Source organism: Caulobacter sp. BP25 (genome assembly GCF_002737755.1).
Classification (GTDB): domain Bacteria; phylum Pseudomonadota; class Alphaproteobacteria; order Caulobacterales; family Caulobacteraceae; genus Caulobacter.
Genome location: NZ_PEGH01000008.1, coordinates 93,727 through 110,140 on the forward strand (window position 1 = coordinate 93,727; position 16,414 = coordinate 110,140).

Here is a 16,414-nt window from a genome sequence, read left to right on the forward strand (position 1 = left end):
GGGCTTTCCGGGCGACTATCGACGGCGCGCATCAATGGGTCGAGGGACCCGTCCTGCGCGAAGTGGTCTTTGCCCAAGCGGCGCTTGTGAAGCCTTTGCCAAGTCCCCAAGTGAAACTTGTTCGGGCAGGGGCTTTGGGATGCTGCTTTTCGTTTTGGCTTGTGTGCTGGCCCTCGTGGCGTTTCCGGCGTCGTCTATCGGACGCCTGCTGCGCCGATACCTGGTGGAGTTTCCAGCCCGTCGCCTCAACGAAATCACGCCCGGAAAGATCGCTCTTTTCGGCCTGTTGGGGGGCTGCGGCGTTATCATGTTCTGGTTGTTCGAGGCCGAAGGCCTTCGACTTTTCGGCATGATGGCGCCGGAGATCGCTATCTGGCTTGGCATGTTCGAAGTCTCGCTGTTCCTTGACGCGCTGATGATCAGCATCGCCATCGCGACCACGACCCGCCTGCGCGATACGGGGCTTCTGGTCAGGCGCGCGTTCCAGCGCGGAGCCGCCTGGCTGGCGCGGAGAATTGCGCCGCGCGAGCGGAGGTCCAGTCCGCGTCCACCACGGAAGCAAGAGGCGAGCGGTGATCCGGAGCCATGGGGCTGGTCGCCAGTCTTCGCCTGAAGCGCGTTTGCGCGACGATAAACCCTTTCGTGCTATGCTCACCCCATGACCCTCGACGAGGCCCTGACCAAACTGCGCGCGGCCAAGCCGCTGCTCGACCGCTACGGCGTAGCGCGCGTCGGCGTGTTCGGCTCGACGGCGCGGGGCGAGGCGGGGCCGGACAGCGACGTGGACGTGCTGGTCGAGTTCGCGCCGGAGGTATTGCCTGGCTTTGGCTTCTTCCGGCTCGAGCGGGATCTGGTCGAGGTGCTGGGGCGGCCGGTCGATCTCGTCACCGAAGACGGCCTGTACCGCCTGATCAAGGAGCCCGTCCTGCGGGAAGTGGTCTTTGCCTGAGGCATCGGCCGTCACCTATGTCGCCGAGCTTTTGGAGGCGATCGGGCAGATTGAGGCCTATGTCGATGGCGTCGACCAAGCTGGCTTCCTGGCGGACCGGATGCGGCGCGACGCGGTCGCGATGAACTTGCTGGTGATCGGCGAAAGCGCGGGGCGCTTGCCAGCGCCCATTCGCGACTTGGAGCCGAACATTGACTGGCGGGCGGTGATCGACCTGCGCAATCGCATCGCCCACGGCTATAGCAGCATCAGCTTCTCGATCGTCTGGTCGATCGTGGTGGTCGAATTGCCGGCCCTGCGTCAGGCGGCCGAGCGGATCGCCGCCTGCCTTTAGGCCTAGCGCCGCCCCAGCCGCCACGCCGCCAGCACGCCCATGATCGCCAGCGGGGCGAAGGCGGCGAACAGCAGCGGGCCTTGGCTGTAGGCCAGCGACGGGTCCATGCCGTGGCTGAAGCCCAGCAGGTTGGCCAGGGCCCCCGCGCCGGCCGCGCCGATGGCGCCGCCGATCAGCTGCGAGGTCGGCACCGCCCCCGAGGCCATGGCCTGCTCGTCGGCCGGCGCGCCGCCGATGGTCCGGCGGGCGATGAAGGCGTGGCACAGGCCAAAGCCGGCCCCCAGTACGGCGAAGGCCAGGGCGGTCTCGACCAGCGTCCCGCGCGGCGTCGCCCAAGCGCTGGCCAGCGCGCCCAGCAGGATGACGACAGCGCCGGCCCGCACCAAGACGCCGTCCTTCTGGGCGGGGACCTTTCCCACCAGGATCGCGCAGGTCGTCCAGCCTGCGGCGATGGCCCCAACCACATAGCCGGCCAGCAGCGGCGAGGCGCCGTGCCGGGCCTGGATGAAAGCGGGGCCATAGACGGTGAAGCCGATCACCGCCGCCTCGGTGGCGAAGATGGTCAGCAGGCCAAGGCCCGTGGCCGTCGAGAGGTCAGCAGCGCTTTTCGGCAGCAGGCGATCGTGGGTCTTGGCGTTGACCGCCAGCATGGCGGCCATGCCCAAGAGGCCGCCCAGCGCCAGCAGGATGGCCAGGCGCGGCGAGGCCACGACGCCGGCCGCGCCGATCAGGCTGACGCCCACCGTCAGCAGGACAAGCTGCCGACCCGGGATGCGGCCCGAGCCCGCCTCGCGCCGCTCGGCCGGCAGCATGACCATCACCGCGCCGATGAAGATCGCCGCCTGGATGACGAACATCCAGAACGCCCCGCGCCAGAAGCCGACGGCGGCGAACAGGCCTCCCAGCGTCGGCCCCAGCAGCGTCGCCGCGCCCCACACGCCCGCCACCGCGCCATAGACGCGCGGCCACAGCCGCTCGGGGAACAGGGCGGTGATCGCCACGTAGCACAGGGCCACCACGGCTCCCGCGCCCAGCCCCTGGACCAGGCGTCCGACGATGAAGGTCACGAACTCGGGCGCGAGCGCGCTCATCGCGCAGCCGATCGCGTAGACGAGCCCGCCCAGGGCCGTGGCCGCCCGCAGCCCCAGCGCCAGGGACAGCTTGCCCGAACAGGCGCCGGCCACGATCGAGCCGGTCAGATAGGCCGCCACCGACCAGCCGAAATAGGCGTAGCCGCCCACGCTGGGCATGATCGTCGCCGTCACCAGGGTGTCGGCGGCGTTCAGCCAGATGCCCAGGCACAGCAGGGCGAAGCGCGGGGCCAAGGCCTTGTCGATCAGGCGCGCGGACGGAGCAGGGACGGTCATGGCGCGCCACATGGCCGCTTTCACCGCCCGAGCCAAGGGGATTTCGCGCGGCGCGGCTAAAGCGTCTTGGCCAGCGCCGTCAGCTGGTCGGTCGCGATCCCCCAGCCTTCGTGGAAGCCCATCTTCTCGTGGGTGTCGCGGTCCTCGACCGTCCAGTGGCGGGCCACGGCGCGATAGCGGGTCTTGCCGCCGCCAAGGTCCTCGAAGGTGACGATCCCGACCATGAACGGCTTGGCCGAAGGCTTCCACGCCTCGGTGAAGGCGTCGGTGAAGACCAGCTTCTGGTTGGGGACCACTTCCAGATAGACACCGGCCTGGGGGATGCGCTCGCCGTTCGGGCCGTTCATGACCATGGCGTTCTGCCCGCCGGCGCGCACGTCCAGCCGCACGTCCGAGACATACCAGGGCTTGGGGCAGAACCACTGGGGCAGCAGCTCGGGCGTGGTCCAGCACCGGTAGAGGGTCTCGCGCGGCGCATCAATGATCCGCTCCAGAACGAGGTCTAGGTTTGGGGCGGCGGGGGCGGTGTCGAGGGGCATGGGCTTCTCCGGCTTGAGGGCGATCTTTCCTCAAGGACGCGACGTTGGCGCGAGAGCCGACAGCGGCGTTGAGAAAAATCCTCCCCCCAGCGGGGGAGGTGGCCGAAGGCCGGAGGGGGAAGCCTTACCGGCCTTGCCTCTTCCCCCTCCGTCGCCGCTTCGCGTCGACACCTCCCCCGCTGGGGGGAGGATTTGCGGCACGCTTGACCCTCGCCGCGCCCGGCCGCAGTGTGCCCGTAATTCAAACAAGTGTTTATGGAGCGCGCCGTGAACCTCTTCGACCTTTCCGGCAAGGTGGCGATCATCACCGGGTCCTCGCGCGGGATCGGCAAGGCGATCGCCGAGCGGATGGCCGAGCACGGCGCCAAGGTGGTGATCTCCTCGCGCAAGGCGGGGCCCTGCGAGGAGGTGGCGGCGGCGATCAACGCTCGGCATGGCGCGGGAACGGCCATCGCGGTTGCGGCCAATATCGCCTCGAAGGAAGAGCTGCAGAACCTGGTCGATAAGACCCGCGCGGCGTTCGGCCAGGTCGATATCTGCGTCTGCAACGCCGCCAGCAATCCCTATTACGGGCCGATGGAAGGGATCGCCGACGACCAGTTCCGCAAGATCCTGGACAACAACATCATCAGCAATCACTGGCTGATCGGCATGGTCGCGCCGGAGATGCGGGCGCGCAAGGACGGGGCGATCATCATCGTGTCGTCGATCGGCGGCCTGCGCGGCAACACCATCATCGGCGCCTACAACATCTCCAAGGCCGCCGACTTCCAGCTGGCCCGGAACCTCGCCCACGAGTTCGGCCCCGACAATGTGCGGGTCAACTGCATCGCGCCGGGCCTGATCCGCACCGACTTCGCTCGCGCGCTGTGGGAGAATCCCGAGACCCTGAAGCGCTCGACCCAGGGCGTGCCGCTGCGCCGGATCGGCGAGCCGGACGAGCTGGCGGGCGCGGCGGTGTACCTGGCCTCGAAGGCCGGCAGCTTCATGACGGGGCAGGCGCTGGTGGTGGACGGCGGGGCGACCATCTGACGCCTGTCCGGATCGCTAGGCTTAACGCGTCCTACATCAGTTCCCGCGAAGGGTGGCCCGGGATTCCGGGGAAGTCGGTCGTGCGGCGTTTGTTGCTTTTTCTCGTCCTGATCGGGGCCTTGGCGGCGAGCGCCGCCCAGGCTCAGTCAGGCGCGTCCCTGGATCAGCGCCTCGACCAGCTGAGCCGCAAGATCGGCGTCGACGCGCTGCGCCCGAACTCGGACAATCAGGACGTCGAGCGCGCCGGTCAGGCGGCGCTGGAAGAGCGCGGCCGCCAGCGGCTCTATGACGCCTGGCGGGTGCTGTACGCCTATAAGAGCAACCAGATCCGACGCCGCTTCGAGCCCTGGGCCGAGCGCGCGCGCGTGGTGGCGCGACGCGACAACGATCCGGCCCTGGCGGCGTTGGTCGATCTGCAGACCCTTGCCCTTCGGCACGAGACAGAAGGCTTCCGCGCCTTCACCGACGCCGACTGGACCCGGTTCATGGATCGCTCGGGTCCCGACATCCGCCTGATGGCCGGGATCGAGCAGGTGCGGCACCTGGGGCAGGTGGGGCGTTGGCGCGAGGCGGCGCGGCTGGCGACCGAACTGACCAACGAGGCCGAGCGCCAGGACAAGATCGCCCAGCCGGTCCTGGCCGAACTGCACCAAATTCACAGCTACACGCTGGCCGACATGGGCGACAAGGAAGGCGCGCTGGAGCACATGACCCGCGCGGCCGAGCTGGACGAGGGCGACACCTTCTTTCTGCGCAAGACCGAGCGGCTCTACGACATCGCCTACACCGCCGCCGACCTCGGAGCGATCGAGCAGGCGCGCCGGTTCGCGGCCCTGCACCATCGGTGGGTGGCCGGTTCGGGCAATGCGGACCTGGTGACCTGGGATCGCTATCTGTGCGCCAAGATCGCCAATCTCGCCGACCAGCCTCGAGAGGTCCTGAGCTGCCTGGCTGGCGCCCGGGCGCTGATCGACCGTCCGGAAAGACGACTGCAGGTGGTTATGCTGGGTCTGCGCGCGACCGCCCAGGCTCAGCTGGGCCAAGCGTCCGCGGCGCGCGCAGACCTTGCGCGGATGCAGTCGATCCCCGACGCCCTGGGGCCGCGCGACCTGTCCGGCGAGGCCCTGATCAAGGCCTATGTCGATCAGGCCGAGGGGCGCTCGACCCAGGCCTTCCGCGATCTCGACGCCTGGCGCAAGGCCGAGGCCCTGCGCGTCGCCCGGCAGAACGCCCGCAACGTCGCCGAGATGTCGGCGGCTCTGGATGGCGAGCTGCGGGCCAAGCGCGACGAAAGCCGGCGTCTGGCCGAGCAGGTCCAGCTGTCGCGCAGTCTGGTCCGCGCCTCGGTCATCATCGTCCTGCTACTGGCGGTGCTGGTGGCCGGCGGGATCGGGTGGGCGCTGCACCAGAGACGGGCCTCGCAGCGGCTTAAAGGCGCCCAGGAGCGGGCCGAGGCCGCCAACCAGGCCAAGTCCGCCTTCCTGGCCGTGATGAGCCACGAGCTGCGCACGCCGCTGAACGGCATGCTGGGCCTGGCCCAGGCCCTGCGGACCGACGCGCTCACCCCGGAGCAGCGCGAGCAGATCGACCTGATCCTCGACAGCGGCGACACCCTTCTGGTGCTGCTGAACGACATTCTGGACCTCTCCAAGATCGAGGCCGGCAAGCTGGAGATCGCGCCCACGACCGGCGATCTGATCGGCAGCTGCGCGCGACTGGTTGGCGGCTACCAGCCCACCGCACGGGAGAAGGGCGTGGCCCTGTCGTTCCGGCTGGAAAGCGAGCCGCCCGGCCCATTGATGTTCGACGGCGTGCGGGTGCGTCAGTGCCTGACCAACCTCGTCTCCAACGCCCTGAAGTTCACCAACGAGGGCAAGGTCGAGGTGGGCCTGGCCTGCTATCCGGAACAGGACGGCCGGGTGCGGGTGCGGCTTCGTGTTTCCGACACCGGCATCGGCATGAGCCAGGAGACGATCGCCAAGCTCTTCCGCCCGTTCACCCAGGCCGACGCCTCGACCACCCGCAACTTCGGCGGCACGGGGCTTGGGCTCAACATCACCCGCCGCCTGGTCAAGATGATGCGCGGCGAGATCAAGGTGGAGAGCGAGGAGGGCCGAGGCTCGGTCTTCACGATCGAGATGCTGGTCGACCCGGCCGAACCGGCGGACGCGCCGGCGGGCGCGGAGGACGCCGCCGAGGCGCCCGAGGGCTTCGCCGCCCTGCAAGGACGCCGCGTGCTGGTGGTCGACGACCACCCCGTCAATCGTCGCGTCATCCGCCTGTTCCTCGAGCCGTTCGACTGCGAGCTGATCGAGGCCGAGAACGGCCAGATCGCCCTGGACATCCTGACCCAGCAGCCGATCGACCTGGTCTTGATGGACGTCAACATGCCGGTGATGGATGGCTTGGAGGCCACGCGCCGCCTGCGCATGCATCCGCGCTTCTACCGCTTGCCGGTGATCGCCCTGACGGCCGACGTGATGTCGGCCCAGATCAAGACCTGCCTCGACGCCGGCTGCGACGCCCACGTCGCCAAGCCGATCGACCTGCGCAACCTGCTGTCGGCGATGGACCGCTGCCTCAGCCGCACCCGCGAGCCGGCGGCGGGGTAGGGGGAGGGCGACGGTCGCTTTCGCCCCGTTGCGGACCTTGTAGCGCCCCCTCCGTCACGTCGCCTATCGGCGCCGCGCCACCTCCCCCGCGACGCGGGTGAGGAGGAAGCCGCATCCTCCTGCCCCGCTTGCGGGGGAGGTGGATCGCTGCGGATACGCAGCGAGACGGAGGGGGCGCTTCTAGGCCAAAGTCCGCTAACTCCCCCCAAGCCCGCCCGCCGCCCGCTCAGTCGCCATCCTCCCCCGTCTGCCCCCGGCGCTCGCAGCTCGCCCACCAGCCTTCGGACGCGCGCGCGACCTTGGTGACTTCGAACTGGGCGGCGGCGTCGTCGTCTAGGGTCAGGGTAAGGAGGTCGCCGCGCGCGGGGGCGGGGGCGCCTTTGGGGCCTTTGATCAGGATCGTGCCGAACCGGCCGGCGGGGCTGGGCCGAAAACTGTAGCTGAAGGGGCCCAGGCCAAGAAGCGGATCGTGCTTTTCCTGGGGGCGCCGGGTCATGGCCTAGCCGCCGACCTTGTCGATCCTGAAGTGCTGCTCGACCAGGAGCGCGCCGCCGAAGATCGTCATGAAGGCGATGTCGGCGGCGTCGCGGCCCGTGGCGACGCGGACCAGGCCGTCGATGGGCGCCAGGCCCGTCGCGTCGACCAGCCGCCAGCGCCCGCCGACGAACACCTCGGCCACCGCGTGAAGATCGGGCGGGTCGAGTTTCCAGGCATAGGCGCTGACCGCCCGGGCCGGGACATTGGCCGCCCGGCACAGGGCGATGACCAGATGGCTGAAGTCACGGCACACGCCGGCCCGGTCGATGAAGGTGTCGATCGCGGTGGTGCCCGAGTGGCTGACGCCGGCCTCGTAGTCCACGTGCTGGCCGATCCAGGCCAGGATCGCCTCGACCTTGGCGCCGCCCCTCAAGGTCGCGAACTCGCGCTCGACGAACCTCAGCAGCCGATCCGAGGGGCTGTAGCGGCTGGCGCGCAGGAAGGGCAGCACGTCGCTGGGCAGATCGCGGATCGCCATCTCGGCCGCGTCCGTCAGGGGCTGGCTGTCCGGCGCGACCTCGATCCTGCCTCGATAGAGGGCGTTCACCCGGCCCGAGGCGGAGAAGACGGTGCGCCGTTCGCCGGTCACCGGATCGTCGACGCGCACGGCCTGGACCGGCGGCCAGAAGGTCAGGGCGTCCGACACCACGGTCTGTCCGGACCCTTGCGCGGCCTCGACCAGCAGCAGCACCTCGCAGGGCTCTGGGAAATCATAGGTCAGCGAAGCTTCGACCTCGAAGAGCATGGCGTATCCGGGAAAAGGGAGTGTCAATCGCGACGACGTCCCTCATCAATTCATCAGGCGCTTCAAGGTTCAAAGCCAAATAAAAACGTCGCCCGGATGGGTTTAGGTATCATTCTGGCGCAATAGGGCGCATGGTTCTTGAGAATTTACGCCCCAGATTATTTTCCGCTTTCGCGGAACAATTTTCCCGCGCCGAAGCCGAGAGTGTTTCGACGCCGCGAAGATTGTGCGGACAAAACTCCGCAATGGTAGGCGATTGAAGGAAACCGACCATGCTGGCCCGTCATCAAGACCCTCTGCAGATCGTGCGCCTGTCGCGGGATCTGCATTGCCTCGCCGAGGGCTTCCAGCTGGACGGCAACGCCTCTCGCTTCCTCGTGCACGAGACGTTGATGAGCGCCTTCGCCATGCCCGCTGACGCGCGCTCGCCCGCCGACCGGGAGAGCGGCCTGCGCCTGGACATGGCCGCGCGGCTCCGCGCCCTGCCCAGCGCATCGGCGACGGCCTGACGCCGACGCCGGAAGCCATGATGTCCAACCCCGACGACGACCGCGCCCGCCCCGTTGGGCTCAGCCTTGTCTCCGCGCCGGAGCGCGACCTTGGCGATCGCGGCCTGTCGGTGGAGGCGTTGCGGGCGCTGCGCCAGCTGGAGCGGCGGACCCGCACCGGCGATCTGGACGCGGTGAACATCCGCGACGCCCAGGCTCTGGCCCAGCTTGGCCTCGCGCGGCATGGACCCGGCGGCTGGCGTCCGACGCCCGAGGGGCTGGCCTATCTGCAGCGAGGCGGGCCCGAGGCTTCGCCGGACGACGACGCGTCCAAGCCCTGACATCGAAAATCCTTCGCGCCACGCGGCTGGCAAGCTCGCGACGCGCCTCCAATCCTAGAAAGCACCCCATGAGCAAGCCCGACATCCATCGCATCGTCATCACCGTTTGCCGCAGCGACGGCCTATGGGCGGCCGAGGAGGGCGGGGTGTTCTTCGGCGCCTCGGCCGACAAGGACATCGCCAAGGCCTCGGCGGCCCGGCGTGCGCGCGAACACATCCAGCAGGGCCAGGCCTGCCAGATCCGGGTGTCCGGCGAGCACGGCTTCGCGATCTAGGGCAAGCGCCGGGTTTAGGCCGCCATCGCCGTCCGCACCCTCGCCAGGCGTTCGATCGCCGCGTCCAGCGTGGCGTCGGCCTTGGCGAAGCACAGGCGGACGACGGTGCTGACCGAGTCCTCCGCGAAGAAGGCCGAGACCGGGATCGCCGCCACGCCAAACTCTGTGACGCAGCGCTCGCAGAAGGTGACGTCGTCGATCGCTAGGCCCGAGGCGGCCAGATCAACGTTCAGGAAGTACGTTCCCTGGCTTTCCAGCACGACATAGCCGGCGGCCCGCAGACCGGTCGTCAGGCGGTCGCGCGAGCGCTGCAGGGCGGCGGGCATCTCATCGAACCAGGCGCGGTGGTGCTCAAGGCCCCAGGCCACGCCCGCCTGCAGGTTGGGCGGCGTGGTGAAGGTCAGGAACTGATGGGCGGCGGCTAGGGCGCGCGTCAGCGGCGGGGCGGCGCAGAGGAACCCGACCTTCCAGCCGGTCATGCCGAAAAGCTTGCCGGCCGAGCCGATCTTGACCGTCCGCTCGCGCATGCCGGGGAAGTTCATCAGCGGCCGGTGGCGGCGACCATCGAACACCACGGCCTCCCAGACCTCGTCGCAGACGGCGAGCACGTCGTGGCGGACGCAGAACTCGGCCAGCAGGGCCAGGTCCTGGTCGGGTGTGACGACGCCGGCGGGGTTCAGGGGGCTGTTCAGCACCACCATCTTCGTGCGGTCGCAGAAGGCGGCCTCTAGCATGGCGCGGTCAAAGCGCCAGTGTGGGGGCTTGAGCGTCACGAGACGCGGAACCCCGCCCGCCCGGCGCACCAGCGGCAGATAGGCGTCGTACAGCGGCTGGAACAGCACCACCTCGTCGCCGGGCGAGATCAGCGACAGAAACGCCGCCGCCAGGGCCTCGGTCGCGCCGGAGGTGACGGTGATCTCCGCGTCAGGATCGAGCGAGAGGCCCTGCGTCCGCCCATAGTGCCCCGCGACGGCGGCGCGCAGCTCCGGCAGACCGCGCATCGGCGGATATTGGCTCGAGCTCTCGATCAGCGCCCGCGCGGCGGCCTCGCGGACGGGCAAGGGGCCCTGGTCGTCGGGAAAGCCCTGGCCCAGGTTGATCGCGCCATGCTGGCGGGCCAGGCCGCTCATGCGCTCGAAGATCGTGGTCGGCAGGTTGTCGAAGACGGGATGGGCCATGGGAGGGAGGGTTAGCACGGCGTTTGATGCATATCCTCCCCCGCATCGCGGGGGAGCATCTTGCTCCGCGTCTACCCCACCGCCACTTCGTCGCCCCAGTCGCCGTCGTCCCAATCGTCATCGCCGCGCAGGCGGCGCGCGGTGGCGGCCATCAGGAAGCTGGGGATGTCGCTGACCGGCATCGGGCGGCCGTACAGGAAGCCCTGGAAGCGGTCGCAGCGCATCTCCGTCAGCATCCGGGCCTGGTCGACGGTCTCGACGCCCTCAGCCGTGACCTCCAGGTTCAAGGTGCGGCCCAGCAGGGCGATGGTGCGCAGAATGTCGGCGATGGCCGGATTATCCTGCATCTCGGCCACGAACGAGCGGTCGATCTTGATCTTGTCGAACGGGAACCGCCACAGGTACGAGAGGCTGGAATAGCCGGTGCCGAAGTCGTCCATGGCGATCTTCACGCCCAGGCGCTTCAGTTCCGACAGTTGCTTCAGGATCTTGGCGCTGTCCTGCAGCAAGAGGCCCTCGGTGATCTCCAGTTCCAGGCGGGCGGGCACCAGGCGCGAGGCCTTCAGCGCCTTGCGCACCTGAGCCACCAGGTCGCCGGACACGAACTGATGGGGCGAGAGGTTGACGGCCACGGTCATGGGCGCGGGCCAGGCCGCGGCCGTGCGGCAGGCCTGGTTCAGCACCCATTCGCCGATCTTGCCGATCAGGCCCCATTGCTCGGCGCACTCGATGAACTCGTTCGGCGCGACCAGGCCCCGGCGCGGATGCTGCCAGCGCAGCAGCGCCTCGAAGCCCATGATCTGCTCGCCGTCGCGGCCCATCAGCGGCTGGAAGAACAGCTTCAGCTCGTCGTTCTCCAACGCGTCGCGCAGATCCATCTCCAGCTCGCGGCGCTGCTGGATCCAGAGATCCATCGAGGTCTCGAAGAAGCGATAGGCGCCGCGACCGTCGCCCTTGGCCTGGTAGAGGGCCAGGTCGGCGTTCTTTAGCAGGCCGTCGGGGTCGTCGGCGTGCAGCGGCGCCTCGGCGATGCCGACGCTGGCGCCGATCAGCACGTGGTTGCCGCGCACGTCGTAGGGACGCGAAAGGCTATCGACAATCTCGCGGGCCAGCTCGCCCAGGGCCTCGGCGCCGGGGGAGGGGGCCACGACCACGGCGAATTCATCACCGCCCAGCCGCGAGACCAGACCCATCTCGCCCACGCACGCGCGCAGGCGAGCCGAGGCTTGCACCAGCAGATCATCGCCGATCGGGTGGCCCAGGCTGTCGTTGACGCCCTTGAAGTGGTCGAGGTCCAGGCACAGCACGGCGCAGCCGGCGCCGCGCGGCTCGCGGTCGGCGCGGCCATGCTCGGTCCAGGCGCGGCTCAGGGCCTGCAGGAAGGACAAGCGGTTGGGCAACTGGGTCAGGACGTCGTAGTGGGCCAGGCGCGAGATGCGGGCCTGGTCCTCGCGCGCCTGGGTGATGTCGGCGCCGACGCCGCGGAAGCCGGTGAAGTGGCCGTCCAGGTCGTGGACGGGCTTGGCCGACAGCGACCACCAGTGGGTCTGCTCGCCGACCTCGATCGAGACGACGACGTCGCGGAAGGTCTTCTGTTCGGTGAACAGGGCCGACAGGGCGGCGACCGGACCGTCGGGCCCCTCGGCCGCGCCGCACAGGTCAGACATCGGCTGGCCCAGCAGCTTGGAGCGCTCCACGCCGGCCGCGGCGACCATGCGCTCGGAGACATAGGTCAGGCGACCCTGGTAATCGACCTCCCACAGCCAGTCGCTGGCGCCTTCCTCGAAGTCGCTGAGCAGCAGGCTGACCACCTGGCGCTGGGTCTCCAGCTCTTCGGAGGCGATCAGGCGGTCGACGAAGATCTTGGCGTGCGACAGGCACGAGGCCACCACCACGGCGTGGCAGAACATCAGCAGGCCGCCCAGGGCGTACAGAATCGGGTCGTGGCTGGTCGACAGGGCCCACAGCGCGCCCAGGGCCATCGGCGTCGAATAGGCGATGGCGGCGGCGGGCAGGGTCAGCAGGGCGAAGCCGCCGCAACCGATCATGCCGGCGATCACCGAGGCGACCATCATCGGCATGGAGTCTTTGAAGCCTTGTTCGGCCGGCATGGTCATGATCGGCAGGGCGGCCCACAGAAGACCCAGAAGGCCCGCTTGCCAGGTGATGCGGCGCACGCCGCGCGCGGACACGGCCTTGTTGGGGCCGCGGCGGCGCTGTGAAGCGACCCAGCCGCGCAGGCCCAGAAGCGCATAGCTGACCACCAGGCACGCCCAGATGATCAGGGCGTCGGCGCGAGGGCTGCCATATCCCGCCAGGGCCACCAGTATGGCGATCATGATGTTGGCGCCCATCATCACGGGCGTCATGCGCAGGATGCTCTGCACCTGCTCCATGCGGACGCGGCCGGCCATCGCCTCGGGCGGCGCCGGCAGCAGTCGAGACATAAGCGCGGTCGTTTCTCGACCGACGAAGCTGATCGTGGAACGCAAGTGCCCTGATCCCCCGGGGGCGGTCCGCTCCCCAAGCGAAGAGATATCGGTTGTTTATGTAAACTGGCGGTTAAGTGTGACCGCGCGGACCGGCCGCGCGGCAGGCGCTTGCGCGACGCCCGCAGACCGTCTCGGCGCCGGGGCGACCAAGAGGCGACCAAGGTGAGGCCGAGCCGCCGCTGCCTTGTTTGCCCATAAAGTGAAGTCTGTACTTGACTGTTTTTCAGCGGACGGGTTAGTGAAGCACAAACTTCACTAACCCGCGAGGACGTCATGGTCATTAAGTTCGACAGTTTCGAGATGGAGGAGGCATTCGCCTGTCCGCTGGAGAAGCTTTTCTCGGCGTTCACCGACCCCGTCACGAAGCGAGCCTGGTACGCCGACGGCGCCCACACCCCGACGCACGACACCTTGGAGTACACGCTCGATCCGGAGGTCGGCGGTAAAGAGGTCTTTCGCGTCGTCCTGAACGACAAGACTCCCGTTCCAGGCCTGGAGATCGAAATGATGGGAGAATGCGTGGCGCGTGTCGACAATGCGCTGCTGGTCTATTCCTCGCGGATGATCGCGCGCGGCGACGTGGTTTCCATCACCAATGAGACCTTCGAGTTCATGAGCGACGGCGCGGGGGCGCGCCTGCGCCTGACCCAGCAGGGCACCTATCTGGACGGCTCGGATGGTCCCGAGCTGCGCCGGCGCGGCCACGAGCAGTTGCTGGCCGAACTGCGACGCCATCTGGCCGGCTGACCATGGCGCTCGACGTCCAAACCCTTTCACCCAGCGCTGTCGAAGGGATTTTCGTCGCCTTGGGAGACAGCACCCGGCGCAGCATCTTCTTTTCGCTGATGGAGCGCGAGCAGTCGATCAAGGAGCTCGCCGCCCCCTTGGGCATCACCCTGACTGGCCTTGGCCAGCACATCAGGGTGCTCGAGGCCGCCCAGCTCGTCAGTAGCCGGAAGGTGGGGCGGGAGCGGCGATGCGCGATTGATCCCGCTGGGCTTGAACGTCTGGAAGCCTTCGCGCAGCTACAGCGTTCGCTGTGGCGATCGCGCTTCGACGCCCTTCGGCGCATCGTGGAAGCCCCGTAATCGCCCAACGAAAAAGGCCGCCGTTCTTGCGAACGGCGGCCTCAATCATGAACCTCGGAAGACTAGTCTTCCTTGACGCGCTTCTTGCGGAACGAGGGGTTCAGGGTCTGCTTGCGCAGGCGGATGTTCTTCGGGGTCACCTCGACCAGCTCGTCTTCCTCGATATAGGCGATGGCCTGTTCAAGGGTCATCTTGCGCGGCGGGGTCAGGCGGATCGACTCGTCCTTGCCCGAGGCGCGGACGTTGGTCAGTTGCTTGGCCTTCATCGGGTTGACGTCCATGTCATCCTGGCGGCTGTTTTCGCCGATGATCATGCCTTGGTACGTCTTCTCGCCGGCGCCGACGAACATGACGCCGCGCTCTTCCAGGTTCCACAGCGCGTAGGCCGCAGTTTCACCGTCCGAGTTCGAGATCAGCACGCCCTTGCGCTGTTGGTCGATGGCGCCCTTGTAAGGCTCGTAGTGGCTGAACACGCGGTTCAGCACGCCCGAACCGCGGGTGTCGGTCAGGAACTCGCCCTGGTAGCCGATCAGCGAGCGCGACGGAGCGGTCAGCTGGATGCGGGTCTTGCCCGCGCCCGACGGACCCATGTCCTTCAGCTCGGCCTTACGCAGCGACAGCTTCTCGATGACGATGCCCGAGAACTCGTCGTCCACGTCGATCATGACGTCTTCCATCGGCTCCAGGCGCTTGCCGGTTTCCGGGTCCTGCTGGAACACGACGCGCGGACGCGAGATCGAGACCTCGAAGCCTTCGCGGCGCATGTTCTCGATCAGCACGCCCAGCTGCAGTTCGCCGCGGCCCGAGACTTCGTAGGCGTCGCCTTCCTTGCTCTCGGTCACCTTGATGGCGACGTTGCTCTCGGCTTCCTTCAGCAGGCGATCGCGGATGACGCGCGACTGGACCTTGTCGCCTTCGCGGCCGGCCAGCGGGCTGTCGTTGACCGAGACCGTCATCGAGATGGTCGGCGGGTCGATCGGCTGGGCCGGCAGGGCGTCGGTGACGTCCATGGCGCACAGGGTGTCGGCCACGGTCGCCTTGGACATGCCCGCGATGGCGACGATGTCACCGGCTTCGGCGCCCTCGTCGATCGGCTGGCGCTTCAGGCCGCGGAAGGCCAGCACCTTGGTGATGCGGCCGCGCTCGATTTCCTTGCCGTCGCGGTCCAGGGCGTGGATGGCCATGCCCGGGACGGCCTTGCCGCTCTCGATGCGGCCGGTCAGCAGGCGACCCAGGAACGGATCGCTTTCGATCAGCACGTTCAGCATCTGGAACGGTGCGTCCGTCTTGGCGATCTGCTTGGGTTCCGGCACGTGGCGGACGATCAGGTCGAACAACGGGCCGAGGTTGTCGCTGGGCACGTTCATGTCCAGCGTGGCCCAGCCCGAGCGGCCCGAAGCGTAGATGTGCGGGAAGTCCAGCTGCTCGTCCGTGGCGCCGATGGCGGCGAACAGGTCGAAGGCGGCGTTGTGGACGCGATCCGGATCGGCGTGGGCGCGGTCGACCTTGTTGATGCAGAGGATCGGGCGCAGGCCCATCTTCAGCGCCTTGGTCAGCACGAACTTGGTCTGCGGCATGACGCCTTCTTCGGCGTCGATCAGCAGGACGCAGCCGTCCACCATGCCCAGGATCCGCTCGACCTCGCCGCCGAAGTCGGCGTGGCCGGGGGTGTCGATGATGTTGATGCGGGTTTCGCCCGCTTCACCGTTCCACAGGACGCTGGTGCACTTGGCCAGGATGGTGATGCCGCGCTCGCGCTCCTGGTCGTTGGAGTCCATGGCGCGCTCGGTCGTGGCTTCATTGGCGCGGAACACGCCGGACTGAGCCAGCAGCTGGTCGACGAGGGTGGTCTTGCCATGATCGACGTGCGCGATGATGGCGATATTTCGCATGGACATGGGAACGGACGGACTTTCGGGAGAAATAGGGATGACGAGTCAAGCGTCAGGCGCGCGGCTTTTACGCGACTGCGCTGCATTTATCCACCCCCACCCCTAGGAAAGCATTGTCGCGGGTAACCGGTGTCATCGCCAAACCCTTACCGGACTTGGCTTTGCGAGGTGTTCTCGATAGAGACGGTTTCAGTCGCAACAAATTGTGCAGCGCAACATGACTAAAAATCACGCACCATCTTGAAGCGACCTTGTATAACCCTTGCCACGTAAAGGGTTTCTCTAATCCCCTGTAAAAAAATAGGGATTGGTCTGCATTTTTCTACTTGCCCAATTTTGCGTCGCACCCTATAAACATCCTCGTGAGGCGGCGCTGCCGCTTCTGCCCTTCCTGGGCGTTTCCTCCCTAATGAACTAGCCCGGCGGTTTCGCCGGGCTTTTTTTTGGCCTGAGCGGCGGCGAGCGTCGTTGATCCATGACAACACGGCGTGGGCGGAGGGGTTCTGGGGGGATTTCCCTCTCCCCCTTGCGGGAGAGGGTGGCGC

17 protein-coding genes and 2 pseudogenes are annotated in these 16,414 nt (G+C 67.8%); 11 read left to right on the forward strand and 8 right to left on the reverse strand.

Translation table 11 applies throughout. From position 1 onward, the window contains the following. Positions 1–139: 139 nt before the first annotated feature. From CSW59_RS05315 to CSW59_RS05325, 3 genes are read left to right on the forward strand one after another with little or no spacing between them, the layout of a single operon-like run. Positions 140–613, forward strand: coding sequence for a hypothetical protein (locus CSW59_RS05315; protein WP_099443061.1), 474 nt, complete (start codon positions 140–142; stop codon positions 611–613). Between the two features lie 45 nt (positions 614–658). Next, positions 659–949 (forward strand): nucleotidyltransferase family protein, encoded by a 291-nt coding sequence (locus CSW59_RS05320; protein WP_099443062.1) that lies wholly within the window; start codon positions 659–661, stop codon positions 947–949. Continuing rightward, the gene (locus tag CSW59_RS05325; RefSeq protein ID WP_099443063.1) at positions 942–1,283 is read left to right on the forward strand and encodes a DUF86 domain-containing protein; all 342 of its coding nucleotides are present in this window, start codon (positions 942–944) and stop codon (positions 1,281–1,283) included. Before CSW59_RS05320 ends, CSW59_RS05325 begins: the two co-directional genes overlap by 8 nt. 2 nt (positions 1,284–1,285) lie before the next feature. On the opposite strand, the gene CSW59_RS05330 is transcribed toward CSW59_RS05325, so the two are convergent. Together CSW59_RS05330 and CSW59_RS05335 are read right to left on the reverse strand one after the other, a co-directional pair. Beyond that, positions 1,286–2,650: an MFS transporter gene (locus CSW59_RS05330; RefSeq protein ID WP_201722722.1), complete on the reverse strand. Its 1,365-nt coding sequence runs from the start codon at positions 2,648–2,650 to the stop codon at positions 1,286–1,288. A 56-nt stretch (positions 2,651–2,706) separates the two neighbouring features. After that, complete coding sequence (locus CSW59_RS05335) at positions 2,707–3,189, reverse strand: SRPBCC family protein (RefSeq protein WP_099443065.1); 483 nt, start codon at positions 3,187–3,189, stop codon at positions 2,707–2,709. Between the two features lie 75 nt (positions 3,190–3,264). On the opposite strand from CSW59_RS05335, the pseudogene CSW59_RS05340 reads away from it, so the two are divergent. The 3 genes and pseudogenes from CSW59_RS05340 to CSW59_RS05350 all read left to right on the forward strand — a co-directional run. Next, positions 3,265–3,384: pseudogene (locus CSW59_RS05340) on the forward strand (peptidase); the annotation flags it as partial. A 72-nt stretch (positions 3,385–3,456) separates the two neighbouring features. Then, on the forward strand, positions 3,457–4,221 hold the full coding sequence (locus CSW59_RS05345) for an SDR family oxidoreductase (RefSeq protein ID WP_099443152.1): 765 nt from the start codon (positions 3,457–3,459) through the stop codon (positions 4,219–4,221). Between the two features lie 80 nt (positions 4,222–4,301). Continuing rightward, positions 4,302–6,833 (forward strand): ATP-binding protein, encoded by a 2,532-nt coding sequence (locus CSW59_RS05350; RefSeq protein WP_099443066.1) that lies wholly within the window; start codon positions 4,302–4,304, stop codon positions 6,831–6,833. Positions 6,834–6,896: 63 nt separating this feature from the next. On the opposite strand, the pseudogene CSW59_RS21180 reads toward CSW59_RS05350, so the two are convergent. The 3 genes and pseudogenes from CSW59_RS21180 to CSW59_RS05360 all read right to left on the reverse strand — a co-directional run. After that, positions 6,897–7,009, reverse strand: a pseudogene (locus tag CSW59_RS21180) (hypothetical protein); the annotation flags it as partial. A 50-nt stretch (positions 7,010–7,059) separates the two neighbouring features. After that, complete coding sequence (locus tag CSW59_RS05355) at positions 7,060–7,329, reverse strand: hypothetical protein (RefSeq protein ID WP_099443067.1); 270 nt, start codon at positions 7,327–7,329, stop codon at positions 7,060–7,062. A 3-nt stretch (positions 7,330–7,332) separates the two neighbouring features. After that, on the reverse strand, positions 7,333–8,115 hold the full coding sequence (locus CSW59_RS05360) for a transglutaminase family protein (RefSeq protein ID WP_099443068.1): 783 nt from the start codon (positions 8,113–8,115) through the stop codon (positions 7,333–7,335). A gap of 272 nt (positions 8,116–8,387) precedes the next feature. Here CSW59_RS05360 and CSW59_RS05365 point away from each other — a divergent pair, with 272 nt between their 5' ends. From CSW59_RS05365 to CSW59_RS05375, 3 genes are all read left to right on the forward strand, one after another. Beyond that, positions 8,388–8,624: a hypothetical protein gene (locus tag CSW59_RS05365; protein ID WP_099443069.1), complete on the forward strand. Its 237-nt coding sequence runs from the start codon at positions 8,388–8,390 to the stop codon at positions 8,622–8,624. Positions 8,625–8,644: 20 nt separating this feature from the next. Next, positions 8,645–8,944 (forward strand): hypothetical protein, encoded by a 300-nt coding sequence (locus CSW59_RS05370; RefSeq protein WP_236632156.1) that lies wholly within the window; start codon positions 8,645–8,647, stop codon positions 8,942–8,944. A 68-nt stretch (positions 8,945–9,012) separates the two neighbouring features. Continuing rightward, positions 9,013–9,219 (forward strand): hypothetical protein, encoded by a 207-nt coding sequence (locus tag CSW59_RS05375; RefSeq protein WP_013080696.1) that lies wholly within the window; start codon positions 9,013–9,015, stop codon positions 9,217–9,219. A 14-nt stretch (positions 9,220–9,233) separates the two neighbouring features. Here CSW59_RS05375 and CSW59_RS05380 read toward each other — a convergent pair whose 3' ends face one another. Both CSW59_RS05380 and CSW59_RS05385 read right to left on the reverse strand, forming a co-directional pair. Beyond that, complete coding sequence (locus CSW59_RS05380; protein ID WP_099443071.1) at positions 9,234–10,397, reverse strand: aminotransferase; 1,164 nt, start codon at positions 10,395–10,397, stop codon at positions 9,234–9,236. Positions 10,398–10,468: 71 nt separating this feature from the next. Further along, a complete protein-coding gene (locus tag CSW59_RS05385) occupies positions 10,469–12,844 on the reverse strand; it encodes a bifunctional diguanylate cyclase/phosphodiesterase (protein ID WP_099443072.1) in 2,376 nt (791 codons plus the stop codon). A gap of 318 nt (positions 12,845–13,162) precedes the next feature. On the opposite strand from CSW59_RS05385, the gene CSW59_RS05390 reads away from it, so the two are divergent. Beyond that, positions 13,163–13,636, forward strand: coding sequence for an SRPBCC domain-containing protein (locus tag CSW59_RS05390; RefSeq protein ID WP_099443073.1), 474 nt, complete (start codon positions 13,163–13,165; stop codon positions 13,634–13,636). A 2-nt stretch (positions 13,637–13,638) separates the two neighbouring features. Then, the gene (locus tag CSW59_RS05395; RefSeq protein ID WP_099443074.1) at positions 13,639–13,977 is read left to right on the forward strand and encodes a helix-turn-helix transcriptional regulator; all 339 of its coding nucleotides are present in this window, start codon (positions 13,639–13,641) and stop codon (positions 13,975–13,977) included. Positions 13,978–14,039: 62 nt separating this feature from the next. Here CSW59_RS05395 and typA read toward each other — a convergent pair whose 3' ends face one another. Then, complete coding sequence (gene typA / locus CSW59_RS05400) at positions 14,040–15,875, reverse strand: translational GTPase TypA (RefSeq protein ID WP_099443075.1); 1,836 nt, start codon at positions 15,873–15,875, stop codon at positions 14,040–14,042. Positions 15,876–16,414: the final 539 nt, after the last annotated feature.

Coding starts and splice junctions, on each gene's coding strand:
- typA (WP_099443075.1), bottom strand. CDS start 15,875: ATGTCCATGCGAAATATCGCCATCATCGCGCACGTCGATCATGGCAAG.
- CSW59_RS05320 (WP_099443062.1), top strand. CDS start 659: ATGACCCTCGACGAGGCCCTGACCAAACTGCGCGCGGCCAAGCCGCTG.
- CSW59_RS05315 (WP_099443061.1), top strand. CDS start 140: ATGCTGCTTTTCGTTTTGGCTTGTGTGCTGGCCCTCGTGGCGTTTCCG.
- CSW59_RS05385 (WP_099443072.1), bottom strand. CDS start 12,844: ATGTCTCGACTGCTGCCGGCGCCGCCCGAGGCGATGGCCGGCCGCGTC.
- CSW59_RS05365 (WP_099443069.1), top strand. CDS start 8,388: ATGCTGGCCCGTCATCAAGACCCTCTGCAGATCGTGCGCCTGTCGCGG.
- CSW59_RS05335 (WP_099443065.1), bottom strand. CDS start 3,189: ATGCCCCTCGACACCGCCCCCGCCGCCCCAAACCTAGACCTCGTTCTG.
- CSW59_RS05395 (WP_099443074.1), top strand. CDS start 13,639: ATGGCGCTCGACGTCCAAACCCTTTCACCCAGCGCTGTCGAAGGGATT.
- CSW59_RS05390 (WP_099443073.1), top strand. CDS start 13,163: ATGGTCATTAAGTTCGACAGTTTCGAGATGGAGGAGGCATTCGCCTGT.
- CSW59_RS05360 (WP_099443068.1), bottom strand. CDS start 8,115: ATGCTCTTCGAGGTCGAAGCTTCGCTGACCTATGATTTCCCAGAGCCC.
- CSW59_RS05355 (WP_099443067.1), bottom strand. CDS start 7,329: ATGACCCGGCGCCCCCAGGAAAAGCACGATCCGCTTCTTGGCCTGGGC.
- CSW59_RS05330 (WP_201722722.1), bottom strand. CDS start 2,650: ATGACCGTCCCTGCTCCGTCCGCGCGCCTGATCGACAAGGCCTTGGCC.
- CSW59_RS05380 (WP_099443071.1), bottom strand. CDS start 10,397: ATGGCCCATCCCGTCTTCGACAACCTGCCGACCACGATCTTCGAGCGC.
- CSW59_RS05375 (WP_013080696.1), top strand. CDS start 9,013: ATGAGCAAGCCCGACATCCATCGCATCGTCATCACCGTTTGCCGCAGC.
- CSW59_RS05370 (WP_236632156.1), top strand. CDS start 8,645: ATGTCCAACCCCGACGACGACCGCGCCCGCCCCGTTGGGCTCAGCCTT.